15 protein-coding genes are annotated in these 17809 nt (G+C 71.5%); 5 read left to right on the top strand and 10 right to left on the bottom strand.

Annotated elements, in window-relative coordinates; all coding sequences use genetic code 11:
- Positions 1 to 52 precede the first annotated feature (52 nt).
- From gatB to ACWCSD_RS18230, 8 genes are all read right to left on the bottom strand, one after another.
- Positions 53 to 1540, bottom strand: coding sequence for an Asp-tRNA(Asn)/Glu-tRNA(Gln) amidotransferase subunit GatB (gatB, locus tag ACWCSD_RS18265; protein ID WP_397164714.1), 1488 nt, complete (start codon positions 1538 to 1540; stop codon positions 53 to 55).
- A 2-nt stretch (positions 1541 to 1542) separates the two neighbouring features.
- Positions 1543 to 3033 carry an Asp-tRNA(Asn)/Glu-tRNA(Gln) amidotransferase subunit GatA gene (gene gatA / locus ACWCSD_RS18260; RefSeq protein ID WP_352318951.1) on the bottom strand — a complete coding sequence of 497 codons (1491 nt, stop codon included), beginning with the start codon at positions 3031 to 3033 and terminating at the stop codon, positions 1543 to 1545.
- A complete protein-coding gene (gene gatC, locus ACWCSD_RS18255; protein WP_101787882.1) occupies positions 3030 to 3329 on the bottom strand; it encodes an Asp-tRNA(Asn)/Glu-tRNA(Gln) amidotransferase subunit GatC in 300 nt (99 codons plus the stop codon). The genes gatA and gatC overlap by 4 nt, the downstream gene beginning before the upstream one ends.
- Before the next feature lie 97 nt (positions 3330 to 3426).
- Complete coding sequence (locus ACWCSD_RS18250; RefSeq protein WP_397164544.1) at positions 3427 to 4872, bottom strand: ATP-binding protein; 1446 nt, start codon at positions 4870 to 4872, stop codon at positions 3427 to 3429.
- Between the two features lie 69 nt (positions 4873 to 4941).
- Positions 4942 to 7014: a putative bifunctional diguanylate cyclase/phosphodiesterase gene (locus ACWCSD_RS18245; RefSeq protein ID WP_449916220.1), complete on the bottom strand. Its 2073-nt coding sequence runs from the start codon at positions 7012 to 7014 to the stop codon at positions 4942 to 4944.
- Positions 7015 to 7244: 230 nt separating this feature from the next.
- Positions 7245 to 9437: an NAD-dependent DNA ligase LigA gene (gene ligA / locus ACWCSD_RS18240; protein WP_387671096.1), complete on the bottom strand. Its 2193-nt coding sequence runs from the start codon at positions 9435 to 9437 to the stop codon at positions 7245 to 7247.
- Positions 9438 to 9510: 73 nt separating this feature from the next.
- Positions 9511 to 9930, bottom strand: coding sequence for a hypothetical protein (locus tag ACWCSD_RS18235; protein WP_449916215.1), 420 nt, complete (start codon positions 9928 to 9930; stop codon positions 9511 to 9513).
- A gap of 14 nt (positions 9931 to 9944) precedes the next feature.
- Complete coding sequence (locus ACWCSD_RS18230) at positions 9945 to 10937, bottom strand: methionine synthase (protein ID WP_449916212.1); 993 nt, start codon at positions 10935 to 10937, stop codon at positions 9945 to 9947.
- Between the two features lie 24 nt (positions 10938 to 10961).
- On the opposite strand from ACWCSD_RS18230, the gene ACWCSD_RS18225 reads away from it, so the two are divergent.
- Complete coding sequence (locus tag ACWCSD_RS18225) at positions 10962 to 11594, top strand: MBL fold metallo-hydrolase (protein ID WP_397164538.1); 633 nt, start codon at positions 10962 to 10964, stop codon at positions 11592 to 11594.
- Here ACWCSD_RS18225 and mnmA read toward each other — a convergent pair.
- The gene (gene mnmA / locus ACWCSD_RS18220; RefSeq protein ID WP_352318938.1) at positions 11591 to 12652 is read right to left on the bottom strand and encodes a tRNA 2-thiouridine(34) synthase MnmA; all 1062 of its coding nucleotides are present in this window, start codon (positions 12650 to 12652) and stop codon (positions 11591 to 11593) included. The two genes, ACWCSD_RS18225 and mnmA, sit on opposite strands and share 4 nt — an antisense overlap.
- Before the next feature lie 67 nt (positions 12653 to 12719).
- On the opposite strand from mnmA, the gene ACWCSD_RS18215 reads away from it, so the two are divergent.
- Complete coding sequence (locus ACWCSD_RS18215) at positions 12720 to 13772, top strand: DUF695 domain-containing protein (protein WP_449916209.1); 1053 nt, start codon at positions 12720 to 12722, stop codon at positions 13770 to 13772.
- Here the strand turns inward: ACWCSD_RS18215 and ACWCSD_RS18210 are convergent.
- Positions 13765 to 14928 carry a cysteine desulfurase family protein gene (locus ACWCSD_RS18210; RefSeq protein ID WP_397164534.1) on the bottom strand — a complete coding sequence of 388 codons (1164 nt, stop codon included), beginning with the start codon at positions 14926 to 14928 and terminating at the stop codon, positions 13765 to 13767. The genes ACWCSD_RS18215 and ACWCSD_RS18210 overlap by 8 nt on opposite strands.
- Before the next feature lie 53 nt (positions 14929 to 14981).
- Here ACWCSD_RS18210 and ACWCSD_RS18205 point away from each other — a divergent pair, with 53 nt between their 5' ends.
- From ACWCSD_RS18205 to ACWCSD_RS18195, 3 genes are all read left to right on the top strand, one after another.
- Positions 14982 to 15491 (top strand): TetR/AcrR family transcriptional regulator, encoded by a 510-nt coding sequence (locus ACWCSD_RS18205; RefSeq protein ID WP_352318933.1) that lies wholly within the window; start codon positions 14982 to 14984, stop codon positions 15489 to 15491.
- Positions 15492 to 16256: 765 nt separating this feature from the next.
- Positions 16257 to 17444 (top strand): MFS transporter, encoded by a 1188-nt coding sequence (locus ACWCSD_RS18200; protein WP_387671105.1) that lies wholly within the window; start codon positions 16257 to 16259, stop codon positions 17442 to 17444.
- Positions 17445 to 17514: 70 nt separating this feature from the next.
- Positions 17515 to 17778, top strand: a complete 264-nt coding sequence (locus ACWCSD_RS18195) for a hypothetical protein (RefSeq protein ID WP_449916205.1) — start codon at positions 17515 to 17517, stop codon at positions 17776 to 17778.
- Positions 17779 to 17809 lie beyond the last annotated feature (31 nt).

The raw sequence follows: 17809 nt of genomic DNA, 5'->3' as shown, positions 1-17809 counted from the left end.
GCGGATGTGAACGGATCCGCGGAACCACCAAGGGCCCCGCGGATGTGCCGGACTACTCCGAGACGCCCAGCTTCTCCAGGATGAGCTGCCGGGCGCGGGCCGCGTCGGCCTTGCCGCGGCTGGCCTTCATCACGCCGCCCACCAGCGCACCGGCGGCGGCGACCTTCCCGGACCGCACCTTCTCGGCCGCGTCCGCGTTGTCGGCCAGCACCTGGTCGATGATCGCCGACAGCTCGCCCTCGTCGTTGACTATCTGCAGGCCGCGCGCCTCGACCACCTCGTCGGGCGTGCCCTCACCGGCCAGCACGCCTTCGAGCACCTCCCGGGCGAGCTTGTCATTGAGCGCGCCCGAGGCCACCAGCTCGGTGACCCTGGCGATCTGGGCCGGCGTGATGGGCAGCTCGGCCAGCGCGACGCCGCTCTCGTTGGCGCGCCGCGCCAGCTCGCCCATCCACCACTTGCGCGCGTCGGCCGCCGGGGCGCCGGCCGCGACCGTGGCCTCGACCAGGTCGATCGCGTCGGCGTTGTGCATGGCCTGCATGTCGAGGTCGGACAGACCCCACTCGGCCTGCAGCCGCTTGCGCTTGACCGACGGCAGCTCGGGCAGCGCCGCCTTCAGCTCGGCCACCCACGCCGGGTCGGGCTCGATCGGCACCAGGTCGGGCTCCGGGAAGTACCGGTAGTCCTGGGCCTCCTCCTTGGACCGCCCGGACGTGGTGGTGCCGGTGTCCTCGTGGAAGTGCCGCGTCTCCTGGATGATCTTGCCGCCCTCGGCGAGGACCCCCGCCTGGCGCTCGATCTCGCTGCGCACCGCCCGCTCGACGCTGCGCAGCGAGTTGACGTTCTTGGTCTCGGTGCGGGTGCCCCACTCCGACGACCCGCGCGGCATGAGCGAGACGTTGACGTCGCAGCGCAGCGAGCCCTCCTCCATGCGCACGTCGGACACGCCGAGCGAGCGCATGATCTCGCGCAGCTCGGTGACGTACGCCTTGGCCACCTCCGGCGCGAGCCGGTCGGTGCCCGGGATGGGCTTGGTGACGATCTCCACCAGCGGGATGCCCGCGCGGTTGTAGTCGACGATCGAGTAGTCGGCCCCGTGGATGCGGCCGGTCGCGCCGCCCACGTGGGTGGACTTGCCGGTGTCCTCCTCCAGGTGCACGCGCTCGATCTCGATGCGCACGGTCTCGCCGTTGACCTCGACGTCGACGTAGCCGTCGAAGCAGAGCGGCTCGTCGTACTGGGAGATCTGGTAGTTCTTCGGCATGTCCGGATAGAAGTAGTTCTTCCGGGCGAAGCGGCACCATTCGGCGATCGAGCAGTTCAGCGCCAGGCCGATGCGGATCGTCGACTCGATGGCCATGGCGTTGGCCACGGGCAGCGAGCCGGGCAGCGCCAGGCAGGTCGGGCAGACCTGGGTGTTGGCCGGGGCGCCGAAGGTGGTCTTGCAACCGCAGAACATCTTCGACTTGGTGCCGAGCTCGACGTGCGTCTCCAGCCCGAGCACCGGCTCGAACCTGTCGAGCGCTTCGTCATAGACCATGGTCATAGCGACGGGGCCTCCTTCAGCAGCGGGCCGCCCCAGCGGCTCTCCAGGGCCTTCTCGACGGCGGCGCCGACGCGGTAACAACGGTCGTCGGCCAGAACCGGGGCCATGATCTGCAGGCCGACCGGCAGGTTGTCCTCGTCGGCCAGGCCGCACGGCACCGAGATGGCCGCGTTGCCCGCGAGGTTGGACGGGATGGTGCACAGGTCGGCGAGGTACATCGCCATCGGGTCGTCGGTGCGCTCGCCCAGCCGGAACGCCGTGGTCGGCGTGGTCGGCGAGACCAGCACGTCGACCTGCTCATAGGCCGCCTCGAACTCGCGCGAGATGACCGTGCGCACCTTCTGCGCCTGGCCGTAGTAGGCGTCGTAGTAGCCGCTGGACAGCGCGTACGTGCCCAGCATGATGCGCCGCTTGACCTCGGGGCCGAACCCGGCCGCCCTGGTCAGCGCCATGACCTCCTCGGCGCTGCGGGTGCCGTCGTCGCCGACGCGCAGGCCGTAACGCATGGCGTCGAAGCGGGCCAGGTTGGACGAGCACTCCGACGGCGCGATCAGGTAGTACGCCGGCAGCGCGGTCGTGAACGACGGGCAGGACACCTCGACGACCGTGGCGCCCAGCGACTCCAGCAGCTTGACGACCTCGTGGTAGCGGGCCAGCACGCCCGGCTGGTAGCCCTCGCCCGCGAACTCCTTGACCACGCCGATGCGCATGCCGGACACGTCGGGATTCCTGGCCGCCTCGACGACGCTCGGGACCGGCGCGTCGACCGACGTGGAGTCCATCGGGTCGTGCCCGGAGAACGCCTCCTGCAGCAGCGCCGCGTCGAGCACGTTCCGCGCGAACGGCCCCGGCGTGTCGAGCGAGCTCGCGAACGCGATCAGCCCGTACCGGGACGAACCGCCATAGGTGGGCTTCATGCCCACGATGCCGGTGACGGCGGCGGGCTGCCGGATCGAGCCGCCGGTGTCGGTGCCCGTGGACAGCGGCGCCTCGTACGCGGCGACGGCCGCGCTGGACCCGCCGGACGAGCCGCCCGGGATCCTGTCCAGGTCCCACGGGTTGCGGGTGGGGTGGTAGGCGGAGTTCTCCGTGGAGGAGCCCATGGCGAACTCGTCGAGGTTCGTCTTGCCGAGGATGACCAGCCCGGCCTCGCGCAGGCGCGCGGTCACGGTCGCGTCGTACGGCGGCCGCCACCCTTCGAGGATCTTGGACCCGGCCGTGGTCGGCATGTCGCGGGTGGCGAAGATGTCCTTGTGCGCGACCGGCACCCCGGCCAGCGGCCCGAGCTTCTCGCCCGCCCGCAGCCGGGCGTCGACCGCCCGCGCCTGCTCAAGGGTGGTCTCCCGGTCGACGTGCAGGAACGCCTGGACCTTGGGCTCCACCTCGGCCATGCGGTCGAGGTGCGCCTCGGCCACCTCGGCGGCCGACACCTCGCCCGCGGCGATCATCGCGCCCAGCTCGGCGGCGGTCTTGCGGATCAGACTCATGCCTCCTCCCCGAGGATGCGCGGCACACGGAAGCGGTCGTCCTCGACGGCGGGAGCGCCGGAAAGGGCCTGCTCCGGCGTCAGGGACTGTCGCACCTCGTCGGCACGGAAGACATTGGTCAGCGGAAGCGCGTGCGACGAAGGCGGCACGTCCTCGGCGGCGACCTCGGCCACCTTCGCGACCGACTCGATGATGGCATCGAGCTGGGTGGCGTAGTGGTCGAGCTCGTCGTCGGTGAGCGCCAGCCTGGACAACCGGGCCAGGTGCGCGACCTCGTCGCGGGTTATGGCGGACATGAGTCGTTGAACCCGTTTCGTGGATGGAGTTTGGGACACTGCCATCCTAGGGGGCTTGACGCCGCAGGCCCGAACCCTTAACCCGGCGGAAACACACTCATCCGTAGAGCTGGTCCAGGCCGATCGCCAGCACGTCGCTCTCCTGGGCCAGCCCGGCCTCGAATCCGGCTCCGCTGTAGCAGACCAGCTTGGCGTCCCGCACGTCGAATCCCTTGGCGTCGAGCAGGTCTCGCGCCCTCCTGAGCCGGGCAACGTGCCGGGGCCCCATGACCTTGCCCCATTTCACCTCGCCCAGCGACAACACCCGCCTGCGCTCGCCGCGCATCGCCGGCGCGAAGACCGCGACGTCGATCTGGATCTGCTCGTGCCGTACGGGATCGACGACGGTTCCGGCGCCGATCTCGCCGGGCGAGTTTCCCAGGACATCGAGTTCCAGCAGGTGGAACTGACGGCACAGCTCCTCGAAGTGCGGGCCGAGCACCTGGTCGCTGAAGCCGGCCCGGCCGTCCTGCCACACGAACTCGGCCCGGCCGCTCTCCAGCGGCCCCCACTGGGGTCGCATCACGACCTCGTAGAAGTGGATGAGCGGCTCGCACACGCGGTAGACCGACCGCGAGGAGCGGAAGACGTCCACCTCCCTGCGCAGCAGGTTGCTGTCCTCCAGCACGTTGAGGTGATGGCCGATGTCGGACGCCTTGCGCCCCACATAGCTCGCGATGCCGCCCCGGGTGCCGTTCCCGGTGGCCACGGCCGCCAGCACGGACTTGTACATGGCGCTGTCCCGCACCTCCGCCTCCTCTTCGAGGAGATAGCGGGCCTCCTTGAAGAGCGGGGTCAAGGGCGAGAGCACCGTGCGCTGCACCCAGGCGTCGAAGTCCGCCAAGCCCTCCGGCCTGTCGTCGTTGGCCAGGGGCAGATACGCGGGGGTCCCGCCGGTGATCGCGTGCACCTTCACGGCCAACTGCGGATCGGTGATCTCCCAGTACCGTGCGGCGAGGCGGTAGTCGAACGGCCGGACCACGAGTTCCATGGAAGCCCGCCCCCTCAACGGCGCGTTGCCTGCCAGGAGCTGGCCCATCACGGACATCGCCGAGCCGCACAACAACAGGGACGCCGGCACTTCGTCGAAGACGGCCCGGTCGATGGCCTGCTGGATGATCGAGGGCAGGGCCGGCGACGCCTTGCTGAGGTAGGGGAACTCGTCGATCACCATGAGAGCGCGGCGCTCGGCACTGACGGCGAACAGCTGGCCGATCGCCTCGTCCCAGGTCGTGAAACGGAACGGCGCCGAAGCCCCCACGTACCGGGCCAGAGCGGCGGCGAAGAGGTTGAGCGACTCCGTCGGGGTGCCCTCCGTCGCGCCGAAATAGAAGCCGCCCGTCTTGCGCGCGAGCGACTCGACCAGGAACGTCTTGCCCTGGCGGCGCCTGCCGCTGACGACGCCGAGCCGGGGCCGGGGCCGGGGGCCGGAACGCTCGACGAAGGCGGTCAGAGCCTCCCACTCGAAGTCGCGCGCGAAGATCCGTTCAGGCTTCGGGATCAAGACGCCCCCAGAGACATCGAAGTACACTTCGACGAAGTGTACTTCGACGAAGTCGACTCCTGTAATCGGTCAGGCCGTCTGGGTGACCTCGGACTGGTAGCCGAACTCGATGGCCGGCGCCACCTCGCAGCGGCCCCTGAGCCAGGCGGTGGCCTCGGCGGCCGGCATGGGCTGGCAGAACAGCCACCCCTGGCCCAGGTCGCAACCCATCTCGGCCAGCCGCAGCGCGACGTCGTCGGACTCCACGCCCTCGGCGACCGAGCGCAGGCCGAGCGAGCGCACCAGGTCGACGATCGAGCGGACGATGCGGTCGTCGTCCTCGGACTCGGCGATGCGGCGGACGAACGAGGCGTCGATCTTGACCTCGGAGACCGCCAGGCGCTGGAGCCTGATCAGCGAGGAGTAGCCGGTGCCGAAGTCGTCGAGGGACAGCGGGACGCCGAGCGTGGCCAGCGCCTTGATGGTCTCCTGGGTGTAGGCCTGGTCGCCGGTCAGGATGCGCTCGGTGACCTCAAGCTGGATGGCGGCGGGCGGCAGGCCGTACCGGGTCAGGCCGACCTCCAGCTGCTCGGGCAGCGCCGCGTCGAGCAGGTCGCGGGCGGAGATGTTGACCGAGATCTGCACCTGCAGGCCGGTGTGCCACCAGCGGGCGGCCTGCTCCAGCGCGGCCTCGATGACGTATTCGGTGAGCTGGCGCATCAGGTACGTCTGCTCGGCCAGCGGGACGAAGTCGGACGGCGGGATCGGCCCGTGCACCGGATGGCACCAGCGCAACAGGGCCTCCACCCCGGTCACCGCGCCGCCGGCCAGGCTGACCTTGGGCTGGTAGTGCAGCTGCAGCTCGCGGTTGTCGATGGCGCGGCGCAGATCGCCCAGCAGGTTGAGCCGTTCAGGCGAGTTGCGGTCTTTGTCGGGCTGGTAGAGCTCTACCCCGGTACGCCCTTCCTTGGCCAGGTACATGGCCACGTCGGCGCGTTGCAGCAGCAGCTCGAAGTCGGGGGCGTGGTCGGGGAAGAGCGCGATGCCGACCGAGCCGTCGAGGTCGAAGCTCATGCCCTCCAGGCGTACGGGCTCGGTCAGGGCGGCCCGCAGCCTGGCGGCCACCTCCCTGGCGGCGTTGGCGTCCCGGATCGAGGGCAGCAGGACGGCGAACTCGTCGCCGCCGAGCCTGGCCACCACGTCGCCCGGACGCACGGAGTGGGTCAGCCGGTGGGCCACCATCTGCAGCAGGCGGTCGCCCACCGGATGGCCCATCGTGTCGTTGACCTCCTTGAACCGGTCGAGGTCGAGGAGGAACAGCCCGACCCGCTCGTCCTGGCGGGACTCGGCCAGCGCCTCCTCCGTGCTGACGATGAGCATCTTGCGGTTGGGCAGGCCGGTCAGCTCGTCGTGCAGGGCCTGGTGGTCGCGGCGCATGGACAGCGTGGCGGTGAAGTAGACGGCGGCGAGGGGGGCGACGAAGAGCGGCACGAGGCCGGGCGAATGGTCCATCACCACGACGACCAGCGGCGCGAGGCCCAGCAGCGCGGTGTAGACGAGCCCCTGCGGCCCGGCGGTGACCCGCAGCACGCGGACGATCGAACGCCGCTCGTGCAGGGCGACCGCCCCGGACACGAGCGCGGCCCTGGTGGCGAAGTAGGCCACCCCGGCCAGCGCGATCGCCGGCAGGTCGGCCCCGCTGGGCGTCCACGGCACGGCCGGGCCCGGCATGACGCCGAACAGCCCGAGCACCACGGCCGCGGCGGTGAGCGCGAGGGTGGACTGGGCGACGTTGAACATGACCCGGTGCCACGCCTTGCGCGTCACGACGCCGTTCATGGCGATCGCGACGGCCTGCATGAGCACGGCGGTGGACAGCCCGAAGTGCAGCAGCACCGCGAAGGTGAACATGGTCGACGGATACGTGCCGCCGACCGCGGTCGCCGAGGACACCATGACGGGCCGCAGCTCGCCCAGCATCACCAGCACCGCCAGCACCCAGAACAACGGGGTACGGGCGAGCTCCGCCAGCGCGACCGGATCCAGCCTGAGCATGGCCACGACCAGCGCGGTGAAGCCGATCACGGTGATGCCCGCGAGGAACGCCCAGAGCGGCGTGCCGACGCGTGGACCGGTGTCACGGGTGTCGGTTGGGTCAGTCATCGGTAACAGAACCCCCATTAGGTCACTATGGGAGGGTACGACCTTCACCCCACTTCGCGAAACCAAGCGCGTACGTTCCGTCACTTCTCCTTTCCGACATATACCCAAAAACCACTATGGGTAGCGCGGTCATCGACAGTCCGTACACGACTCTGATCCCCAGCTCGCCGGGCGCGCATCCACGGGGCCACCGAACACCAGCCCCGCCGCAAGGGCGAGCCGGGCTCCCGCTACGTCTCCTCGACGACCGCCACGCGCGCCGCGGCCTCCGGGCCCTCCTTCAGCAGCAGCTCGAACCCCTGCTCATCGAGGATCGGCACCTTCAGGCTGACCGCCTTGTCATACTTCGACCCGGCGTTCTCCCCCGCCACCAGGAACGACGTCTTCTTCGACACCGATCCGGCCACCTTCCCGCCACGGCTGGTCAGCGCCTCGGACGCGGTGTCGCGGGTGTACGCCTCCAGCGTCCCGGTGACCACGAACGTCAGCCCCTCCAGGATCTGGGGCTCCGTCTTCTCCGGAGCGGGGCCGTCGTCCATCCGCACCCCGGCCCGCCGCCACCGCTCGACGATCTCCCGGTGCCAGTCGACCTCGAACCACTCCCGGATCGTCGCCGCCACCCGCGGCCCGATGCCCTTGACCGAGGCCAGCTCCTCCTCAGAGGCGTTCATGATGGCGTCGATCGACCGCATGGAGTCGGCGAGGTCACGCGCCGTCGGCGGCCCGACGTGCCGGATCGACAGCGCGACCAGCACCTGCGCGAGCGGCGCCGACTTGGCGCGGGCGAGCTCGTCGACCAGCGTGCGGGCGGCCTGGCTGGGCCCGCCGTCGAGGTTGGAGAACAGGGAGACGACCTTCTGCTCGCCGGTCTCGGGGTCGAGCTTGGGCAGGCCGGTGTCCTGGTCGCGGACGACCGACCGGATGGGCATGAGCTGCTCGATCGTCAGGTCGAACAGGTCGGCCTCGGTGCGCAGGACGGGCTCCTGCGGCGGCACCGGCTGGGTGAGCGCGGTCGCCGCCACGTAACCCAGCCCGTCGATGTCGAGCGCGCGCCGGCCGGCCGCGAAGTAGAGGCGCTCGCGGATCTGGGCGGGGCAGCTGCGGGCGTTGGGGCAGCGCAGGTCGGCGTCGCCCTCCTTCTCGTAGGCCAGCTCGGTGCCGCACTCGGGGCAGTGGGTCGGCATGACGAACTCCCGCTCGGAGCCGTCGCGCAACGCCGTGACCGCCCCGACGATCTCGGGGATGACGTCGCCCGCCTTGCGCAGCACCACGGTGTCGCCGATCAGCACGCCCTTCTTGATCACCGTGGCCGCGTTGTGCAGGGTGGCCCGCTCGACGGTCGAGCCCGCGACCACGATGGGCTCCATCACCGCGTACGGCGTGACCCTGCCGGTGCGGCCCACCCCCACCTGGATGTCGAGCAGCTTGGTGTTGACCTCCTCCGGCGGGTATTTGTAGGCGATCGCCCAGCGCGGGGCCCGTGAGGTGGACCCGAGCTCCCGCTGCGTGCGGAAGTCGTCGACCTTGACCACGACCCCGTCGATCTCATAAGCCGGATCGTGCCGGTGCACCCGGTAGTGCTCGATGAACTCGTCGACCTCGGTGAGGCCGGGCACCACCTGGAACAGGTCGCTGACCGGCAGCCCGAACTCCCGCAGCCGCTCGTAGACCTCCGACTGGGCGCGCGGCACGGCCGAGCCCTCCCAGACGCCGATACCGTGGACGAGCATGCGCAGCGGGCGCTGGGCGGTGACGCGCGCGTCCTTCTGCCGCAGCGTGCCCGCCGCCGAGTTGCGCGGGTTGGCGAACGGCGGCTTGCCCTGCTCCACGAGCTGCTCGTTGAGCTGCTTGAAGCCCTCGACCGGGATGTAGACCTCGCCGCGCACCTCGACCAGGCTCGGGACGCCCTCGCCCTTGAGCCGGTGGGGCACCCCCTTGATCGTGCGCACGTTGGCCGTGACGTCGTCGCCGACCCGGCCGTCGCCCCGGGTCGCGCCGCGCTCCAGCTTGCCGTCGCGGTAGACGAGCGCGATGGCCAGCCCGTCGATCTTCAGCTCGCACAGGTAGGGCCCCGGGTCGCGCTCGGCCAGCCGCTCGACGCGGGCCATCCAGGCGGCCATGTCGGCCTGGTTGAAGGCGTTGTCGAGGCTCTCCATGCGGTTGAGGTGGCTGACCTTGGCGAAGTCACCCGAGACCGGCGCGCCCACCTTCTGGGTGGGCGAGTCGGGCGTCTGCAGCTCGGGATGGGCCTGCTCCAGCGTGAGCAGCTCGCGGAACCACTCGTCGAACTGCGCGTCGCTGGCCGTGGGCTGGTCGAGCACGTAGTAGCGCCAGCGCGCGTCCTCGACCAGCTCGCTCAGCTCCGCATGCCGCTTGAGCGCGGCCACGGGCACGCCCCCGACCTCGGTGTCACGCTCGCTCACGCTGGGTCTCCTTCCACGTCGGACACGCTGAGGAAACGCTACCGCCGGGCCCCGACAGGAACGACTCCGCCGGTCATCCGCCCTGGGCCCAGACGCCTTCCCAGACCGAGCAGTTACCGGTGATCTTCCTTGCCGTGCCCCGGCAGACCCTGCCCTCGATGGAGAGCATGTAGCCGGTCTTGAGCGAGAACTCCAGCGGCTTGGTGCCCGAGCAGTTGCGGTACGTCCTGCGCCCCTCGCCGCCGCCGTCCTTGACCCAGCGCAGCTGCAGCCACGAGCACCCGGTACGGCCGGGGAAGTCGTACAGCCCGCCGCTGACCACGAACCCCGGCCGGTCGAGCAGGACCTTGCCCTTGGCCTTCCCGGCCCGGTCGGCGGAGTAGATGGGCCCCCAGCTCCAGATCTCCGGGTTGGCCGAGGCCCCGGCGGGGACGGCGATCGAGGCGGACGCGATCAGCATGGCGGCACCGACGGCCAGAGCGCGAGCAATCATGGCAAGGACGCTACTCAGCCGCCTTGCATCCCGCTTGCCGGATCGTCCTTGAGCACCTGGGCGGCCTTCCTGCACGCCGCCAGGGCCGCCCGCGCGTAGCGGGGCGAGGCTCCGGCCAGGCCGCAGGCGGGCGTCAGCGTGACCTTGGCGGCCAGCCCGTCGGGGGCGAACCCGAGCCGCCGCCACAGCTCCACCGCGGGCCTGGCGACCACCCCGGTGTCCGGCAGCGCGACGTCCCTGCCCGGCACGACGCCGAGCAGCAGGCCGGCCCCGCCCTCGAAGAGCTCACCGAGCTGGTCGTCGTCCCTGCGGCGCAGCAGCGACGCGTCGACCGACACCGCGCGCACGCCGGCCCGCCGCAGCAGCGCGTAGGGCACCCCGGGCGCGCAGCAGTGGACCACCGCGCCGGGGAACAGCCGCAGCGACTCCTCCACCCGCCACTCCTCGACCGCCGCCAGCCGCCCGAACCCGGACGCGGTCGGGACCGTGCCCGCCAGCACGCCCGGCAGCCCCGGCTCGTCGAGCTGCAGCGCGATCTCGGTGACCCCCGGCAGCCGCCGCCGCACCTCGGCGCAGTGGTCGGCGACCCCCTGGGCCAGCGACGCGACCAGGTCGCGCACGGCGCCCGCGTCGGAGAGCATCTTGTCGCCGTACTTCAGCTCAAGGGACCCGGCCAGCGTCCACGGCCCGCACACCTGCAGCTTGAGCGGCCCGGCGTAGTCGTGCGCGACCTCCTCCAGCCCGTCGAGGTCGCGGCGCAGGTGATCGACGGCCCGCTGATGGTCGCGGCCCGGCCGGTCGGCCAGCCGCCACCCGGACGGCTGCACCTCGACCGGCAGGTCGATCAGCAGCCCGGCCGTCCTGCCGACCATGTCGGCGCCGACCCCGCGGGCCGGCAGCTCCGGCAGGTACGGCAGTCCGGGCAACTCGCCGAACACGACACGGATCGCCTCAAGATGATCCTCACCCGGATGTGACCCGACCCCGGTGGCTTCCCACGTAGACATGGGCACAAGCGTAGGCTCTGCCGAATGGAGCTCACCAAACTCACGCACGCCTGCGTACGCCTTGAGAAGAACGGCAAGGTCCTGGTCATCGATCCGGGCACCTTCTCGCAGGAGCCGGTGCTCGACGGGGTCGACGCGGTCCTGATCACCCACCAGCACTTCGACCACTTCGACATCGAGAAGCTGAAGGCCGCTCCCGCCGGGGTCGAGGTCTGGACGTGCGAGGGCGTCGCGGCCCAGCTGACCGACGTGCCGGTCAAGGTCCAGGTGGTCCGGCACGGCGACGCCTTCGACGCGGCGGGCTTCCGGGTGAAGGCGTTCGGCGAGTGGCACAGCAAGAACCACCCCGATGCGCCCGTCGTACAGAATGTCGGTTTCATGCTCGACGACGAGGTGTTCTACCCCGGCGACGCGCTCACCTTGCCCGGCGTCGAGGTGCCCACCCTCCTCGCGCCGACCAACGCCCCTTGGATGAAGCTCAGCGAGATGGTCGAGTACCTGCGCACGGTGCGCCCGGCCCGCGCGTTCTCCACGCACGACGGCCTGCTCAACGACATCGGCCTGTCGCTGGTGGACACCTACCTGGAGCTGGAGTCGGACAAGCAGAGCGCCGACATGCGCCGGCTCAAGGTCGGCGAGTCGGTGACGCTTCCCTAGGCGGCCGAGACGATGGTGGCCGAGCCGATGACCGTGTCGCCGGAGTAGAGCACGGCCGCCTGGCCCGCCGCGACGCCGGTGGCCGGGCGGTCGAGGTCGATGCGCAGGCCGCCGCCCGCCTCCTCCTCGAAGCGGCAGCCGTAGACCTCGCCGTGGGCCCTGAGCTGCACGGTCAGGTCGTCGAGGCGGGACGGGCCGTTCCAGACCGGGCGGACGCACGAGATCGAGGTGACCTCCAGCGCCGAGCGCGGGCCGACCGTGACCGTGTTGGAGACCGGCTCGATCGACAACACGTAGCGCGGCCTGCCGTCGGCGGCCGGACGGTCGATGCGCAGGCCCTTGCGCTGGCCGACCGTGAAGCCGTGGGCGCCCTGGTGGGTGCCCACCACCGCGCCCTCCTGGTCGACGATCGGGCCTTCCTCGGCGCCGAGCCGGCCGGCCAGGAAACCGCGGGTGTCCCCGTCGGCGATGAAGCAGATGTCGTGGCTGTCGGGCTTGTCGGCGACGGTCAGGCCGCGCCGGGCGGCCTCCTCGCGCACCTCGGCCTTGGTGGAGCCGCCGAGCGGGAAGATCGCGTGGCTGAGCTGCTCACGGGTGAGCACCCCCAGCACGTACGACTGGTCCTTGCCCTGGTCGACGCTCCTGGACAGCACGCCGTCGGACAGCTTGGCGTGGTGGCCGGTGGCGACGGCGTCGAAGCCGAGGGCGAGCGCCCGGTCGAGCACCGCCTCGAACTTGATCTTCTCGTTGCACCGCAGGCACGGATTGGGGGTGCGGCCCGCGGCGTACTCGGCCACGAAGTCCTCCACCACGTCGCGCTGGAACCTCTCGGCCATGTCCCAGATGTAGAACGGGATGCCGATCACGTCGGCGGCCCGCCGCGCGTCGCGGGAGTCCTCGATCGTGCAGCAACCCCGCGCGCCCGTGCGGTGGGATTGGGGGTTGGCCGACAGGGCCAGATGCACACCAGTGACGTCGTGACCGGCCTCGGCGATCCGGGCGGCGGCCACGGCGGAATCGACGCCGCCCGACATGGCGGCAAGCACACGCAGTCCCATGACCGTTCCAGCGTACTGTCCGGCGGGGAGTGCGCGGCCATCGGCTCCGTCTGGGAGGATTCAGCGCATGCGACTGTTCGGGCGCAAGGACGAAGAGGAAGAGGCCGGCCGGCCCGGCGACGGCGTGGCCGCGTTCTGGGCGTGGTGGCAGGAGGCCAGGCCGCGGCTCGACTCGCTGGTGGCGGCGGGCACCGCCGACGGCATCGAGGAGCTGGTCGCCCCCGCCGTGGCCGCGATCGACCCCGGCCTGGTCTGGGAGGTGGCGCCCGGCAGGAACGCCGCGCACGCCCTGGTGGTGACCGCGGCCGGCGACGCCGAGCTGCGCTCGCTCGCCCACCGCTGGGCCAGGGCCGCGCCGCCGGCCGACCTGCTGTGGGAGTTCCATCCGTCCCGGCAGGCCAACCCGCAGGCGCTGGAGCTGACGCTCGACGTGGGCGGGTTCGAGTTCGCGCTCGACAAGCTGGTCTTCGGGCTGCGCGTGCCGCGCGACCAGCCGCGTGTCGACGTGACCGCCCACCACCCGATCTTCGGCGAGCTCGACGAGGAGACCCGTCTGGAGGCGACGCTGCTCGCCCTCGACTGGCTGCTGGGCGAGGACGACGTCGCCAGGTGGGTGGGCGAGATCACACCCGCCACGTTCCAGCCGATCGACGCGGTCGCCGCCGTCCACCTGCCCGCGGTGGTCGCCGACCTGGCCTCGGGTCATGAGGGCGAGGAGTGGCTGCTGCTCGAAGGGCAGACCGGTGAGGGAGCGCCGCTGGTGGCCACCGCGCGCTTCCCGCTGCGGCCCGTCGACCACCCGCTGCTCGACCAGCACATCGAGATCACGCTTCCGTACGCCCACCGCGACGCCGACGGCCTGCCCGCCGGCGATTCGCTGAAGGCGTTGAGCGACTTCGAGGAGCGCCTGGCCGCCCGCCTGCTCCAACTGCGCGACGACGCCCTGCTGGCCGCGCACCTGAGCGCCGCCGGCCATCGGGTCGTCCACGTCTACGCCGACCCGGCCTCCGACGCGGCGATCCACGCCAAGGAGCTGATCGCGAGCTGGCAGGAGGGCGAGCCGCGGGTCGACGTGGGCCACGACCCCGCCTGGGCCGCGGTCTCCCCCTTCCTCAGCTGAGCCCGGCCCTGCGGGCCCGCTCGACGGCCGCGGGCAGCACCTCGATCAGGCGGTCGACGTCGGCGGCGGTCGAGGTGTGGCCCAGGGTGAACCTGAGCGAGCCGCGCGCGGCCGCCGCGTCGGCGCCCATCGCGAGCAGCACGTGCGAGGGCTGCGCCACGCCCGCCGAGCAGGCCGAGCCGGTCGAGCACTCCACGCCCTTGGCGTCGAGCAGCATGAGCAGCGCGTCGCCCTCGCAGCCGGGGAAGGAGAAGTGGGCGTTGCCGGGCAGCCGGCCGGTCGGGTCGCCGTTGAGCACGACGTCGGGGACGGCCTGGCGGACGCGCTGGATGAGCTCGTCGCGCAGCGCCGTCAGGCGGCGGCCCAGGGCCTCCTGCTCCTTCACGGCGGTCTGCACGGCGGCGGCCAGGCCCGCGATGGCGGGCGCGTCGAGGGTGCCGGAGCGCACGTCGCGCTCCTGACCTCCGCCGTGCTGCACCGACACCGGGGTCAGCCCCCTGGTCAGCAGCAGCGCGCCCACGCCCATCGGGCCGCCGACCTTGTGGCCGGTCAGTGTGAGGGCGTCGGCGCCGGAGTCGGCGAACGACACCGGGAGCTGCCCGATCGCCTGCACCGCGTCGGTGTGGAACGGGACGCCGTGATCGTGGGCGACGGCCGCCAGCACGTGGACCGGCTGGACCGTGCCCACCTCGTTGTTGGCCCACATGACGCTGATCATGGCGACGTCGTCGGGGTCGCGCTCGATGGCGGCGCGCAGCGTGTCGGGATGGACCCGGCCGTGTTCGTCGACGTCGAGCAGCTCGACCTCGGCGCCCTGGCTCTCGGCCAGCCACGCGGCCGGGTCGAGCGCGGCGTGGTGCTCGACGGAGCTGAGCAGGATGCGCCGCCGGGGCCTGCGCGCCCAGTAGAGGCCCTTGATGGCGAGGTTGTCGGCCTCGGTGCCGCCCGAGGTGAACACGACCTCGCTCGGCCGGGCCCCCAGGGCGTCGGCGATGCTCTCGCGGGACTCCTCGACGACCCTGCGCACCTGACGGCCCGCGGCGTGCAGCGACGAGGCGTTGCCGACGCGTTTGAGTTGCTCCGTCATGGCCTCGATCGCTTCGGGCAGCATGGGCGTGGTCGCCGCATGATCAAGATAGGCCGACGGTCGTGTCACCAGATCAGGGTATCTCGTTTGCCACTGTACCGTCCGGACGGTACAGTTGAGGCATGCGAAGGGACGAGCTGTTGGACGCGGCGGAAGACCTCCTGTGCGACCAGGGGTCGGCCGCGCTGACGCTGTCCGCCGTGGCCGACCGGGCCGGGGTGAGCAAAGGCGGTCTTCTTTACCACTTCGGCACCAAAGAGGCCCTGATCAAGGGCATGGTCGAACGGCTGATCGAAGAGTTCGACGACCTGATGGCCGCGCAGCCGGACGGCACGTACACCGAGCGGTACCTCGGCGCCACGCTGATCGCCGTGCGCTCGGGGCGGCTGCGACGATGGGCGGTCGTGACGGGCGCGTCGGGGAACCTCTTCCTGCTCGCGCCGCTGCGAGAGGCGATGTCGCGATGGCACCGGGAGGGGCTGGGCGACGAGCCCGACCCGCTGGCCGCGCAGATCGTACGGCTGGCCTGCGAAGGGTTGTGGGACGTGGCCAGCCATGACCCGCAGCTCAACTCGGAGGCGGACCTGCGTGCCCTCGAAGCCCGGCTGAGAGCGCTGCTCAAACCCGGCTGAACCGGCTGCCTCCGGTGTGTCGGGAGTCACCATGGTCCCGGGAATGTGCCGGGGTCACTCGTGGTTCAGGTGTCGGAGCTTCGATCACGGAGCTTTCCGCGGTGCTCCGCGGTTCCTGTGCTGGACCGGAACGGATGGGAGGGCGGTCTCGCGATGACGATCCCGTGCTCCCACGACCCCTGTCCCGTGGCCTTCGCCCGCTTCCCGTCCAGACCGAGCGCCCCGGCGGCGCCCGCCGTCCCCGTCAGACCGGTCCGTACGGGCTGGGCAGGCCGGACGCGCAGGCCCCCGTCAGGCAGACGGTAGGCCGGAGGGCGCGGGCGGCGGCCGAGCGGCGAGAGCCGACCGGCCTGGCCGTCAGCCCGGCAGGGCCGGCCGTCCGGTCATGACGCGGGCCACGATCGAGCGCCCGGGTCGCTCACCGAGCAGCACGAGCTGACCCCGACCGGCGCCGCCCGGCCACCCGCTGCACCGACACCACCCGCTCGACACCCAACCGCGCCCTCACCCGCGCCTCGGCCCGCCCAAGGGCCCCGACCGCCTCAACCCACCCAAGGGCCGAGGCCGGTCGGCTACCTCGGCCCGTCCAGCAGCCCATCAACAGCTTGAGTCGCCCTGCCCCCGCACAGCCGGGCACGCGGGCCGGACGCGTGGTGGCTGGTGGTTCTGTCCCTTCGAGTGTTCATCCCCCCGGTTTTCCTGGGCGCTCCCCTACGGGAGCGCCTGATTTGTGGCGAAATAACGAGTTTCTGAGAGGTGTGCCTTATGACCCGCGACCTGAGGACGGCCCGCTACGGGGCGATCCTCACCTTCGTCCTCGGCGGCCTGATGGTGGGCACGATGACCGTGCGCATCCCCGCCCTGACCGACAAACTCGGCCTGTCCGAGTCCACGGTCGGCGCGGTGCTCCTCGCATGGGGCCTCGGGGCCCTCGTGACCATGCAGTCCATGCGACGGATCATGGCCCGCGCGGGCAGCAGGGCGGTTCTGCGGATCGGCGCCCCACTCACCGCGGTCGGCCTGCTGGCCGTCGCCTTCGCCCCGAACCTGCCCCTCCTGATCGTGGCCGCCACGTTCTTCGGCATGGCCTTCGGCACCGTGGACGTCGCCATGAACGCCCAGGGCTCCACCGTCGAGCAGGCGTACGGCCGCCCGCTGATGAACGGCATGCACGCCGGCTGGTGCGTGGGCGCCATCTCGGCGGGCGCGCTGGGCAGCCTGTCGATCGCCGCCGGCCTGTCGTTCACCGCCAACCTGGCGCTGGTCGCCCTGGTCTCGCTGCCGGTCGCGCTGCTGATCGGCCGTACGTACCTGCCGGAGGCCCCGGCGACGGAGGCGGCGCGCACGGCCCGGCACCGCATGCCGGCGATCGTCTACCTGCTCGGCGCGATCATGTTCTTCGCCTTCATGGTCGAGGGCGTGGTCGCCGACTGGAACGGCCTGTACATGCGCAACGAGCTCGGCGCGCCCGAGGCGCTGGCCGCGCTCGGCTACCCGGTGTTCGAGGCCGGCATGCTGCTGGCCAGGCTCACCGGTGACCGGCTGCGCTCCCGGTTCGGGGTGCGCGGCATGCTGGGCGTGTCCGGCGTGGCCACGGCCGGGTTCTTCACGGTCGTGCTGATGGCTCCGGCGGCGCTGGTGGCGGTGCTGGCGATGTTCTTCGTCGGGCTCGGCGTGGCGACGATCGCGCCGCTGACGCTGTCCCTGGCGGGCACCGCGACCGACGCACCCGGACCGGCCATCGCCCAGGCGGGCGCCATGGGCTACGCGGGCCTGCTGCTCGGCCCGGTGGTGATCGGCTTCCTGTCGGACGCCACCTCGCTGCGCGGCGCGCTCGGCATCGCGGTCCTCCTGGGCGTGCTGATCGCCGTGGCGTCGCGGTTCCTGCCCAGGCGGGAGGCGCCGGTGTTCGCAGCCGTTCCGGTGCGGGAGCCGGTGAAGGTCGCCGCGTAGGACATTTGTCATGCCAAGCCTCGTACATCCATCCATGTCCGATTCGTGGAGGGCGTGCGAGGCTTAGGCGGTGTTCAAGCCATATGTCACCGCCGTCGTCCTCGTCGGCACGGCGGTTCCGAGCCTGCTGCAGTTCGCCGTCCCGGGGCTGGAGGCGGGGTGGATGCGCGATCCGGCCGCGATCTCCGGCGGCGAATGGTGGCGGCTGGGGACGGCGCTCGTCGTCCAGGACGGCGGCGTGTTCGGCACCCTGTTCAACCTGGCGTTCCTCGCGGTGCTCGGCTACGTCGCCGAGCGCACGCTCCCTCGCACAACGCCTTCAGAGGCTTCGTGAGGACGGCCCTCAGCCGGCCGTCCCCGACCAC

The organism is Nonomuraea sp. NPDC001684, from assembly GCF_053596515.1.
The sequence above is the reverse complement of the archived record's forward strand: the minus strand, read 5'-3'. Positions and strand labels throughout refer to the sequence as shown.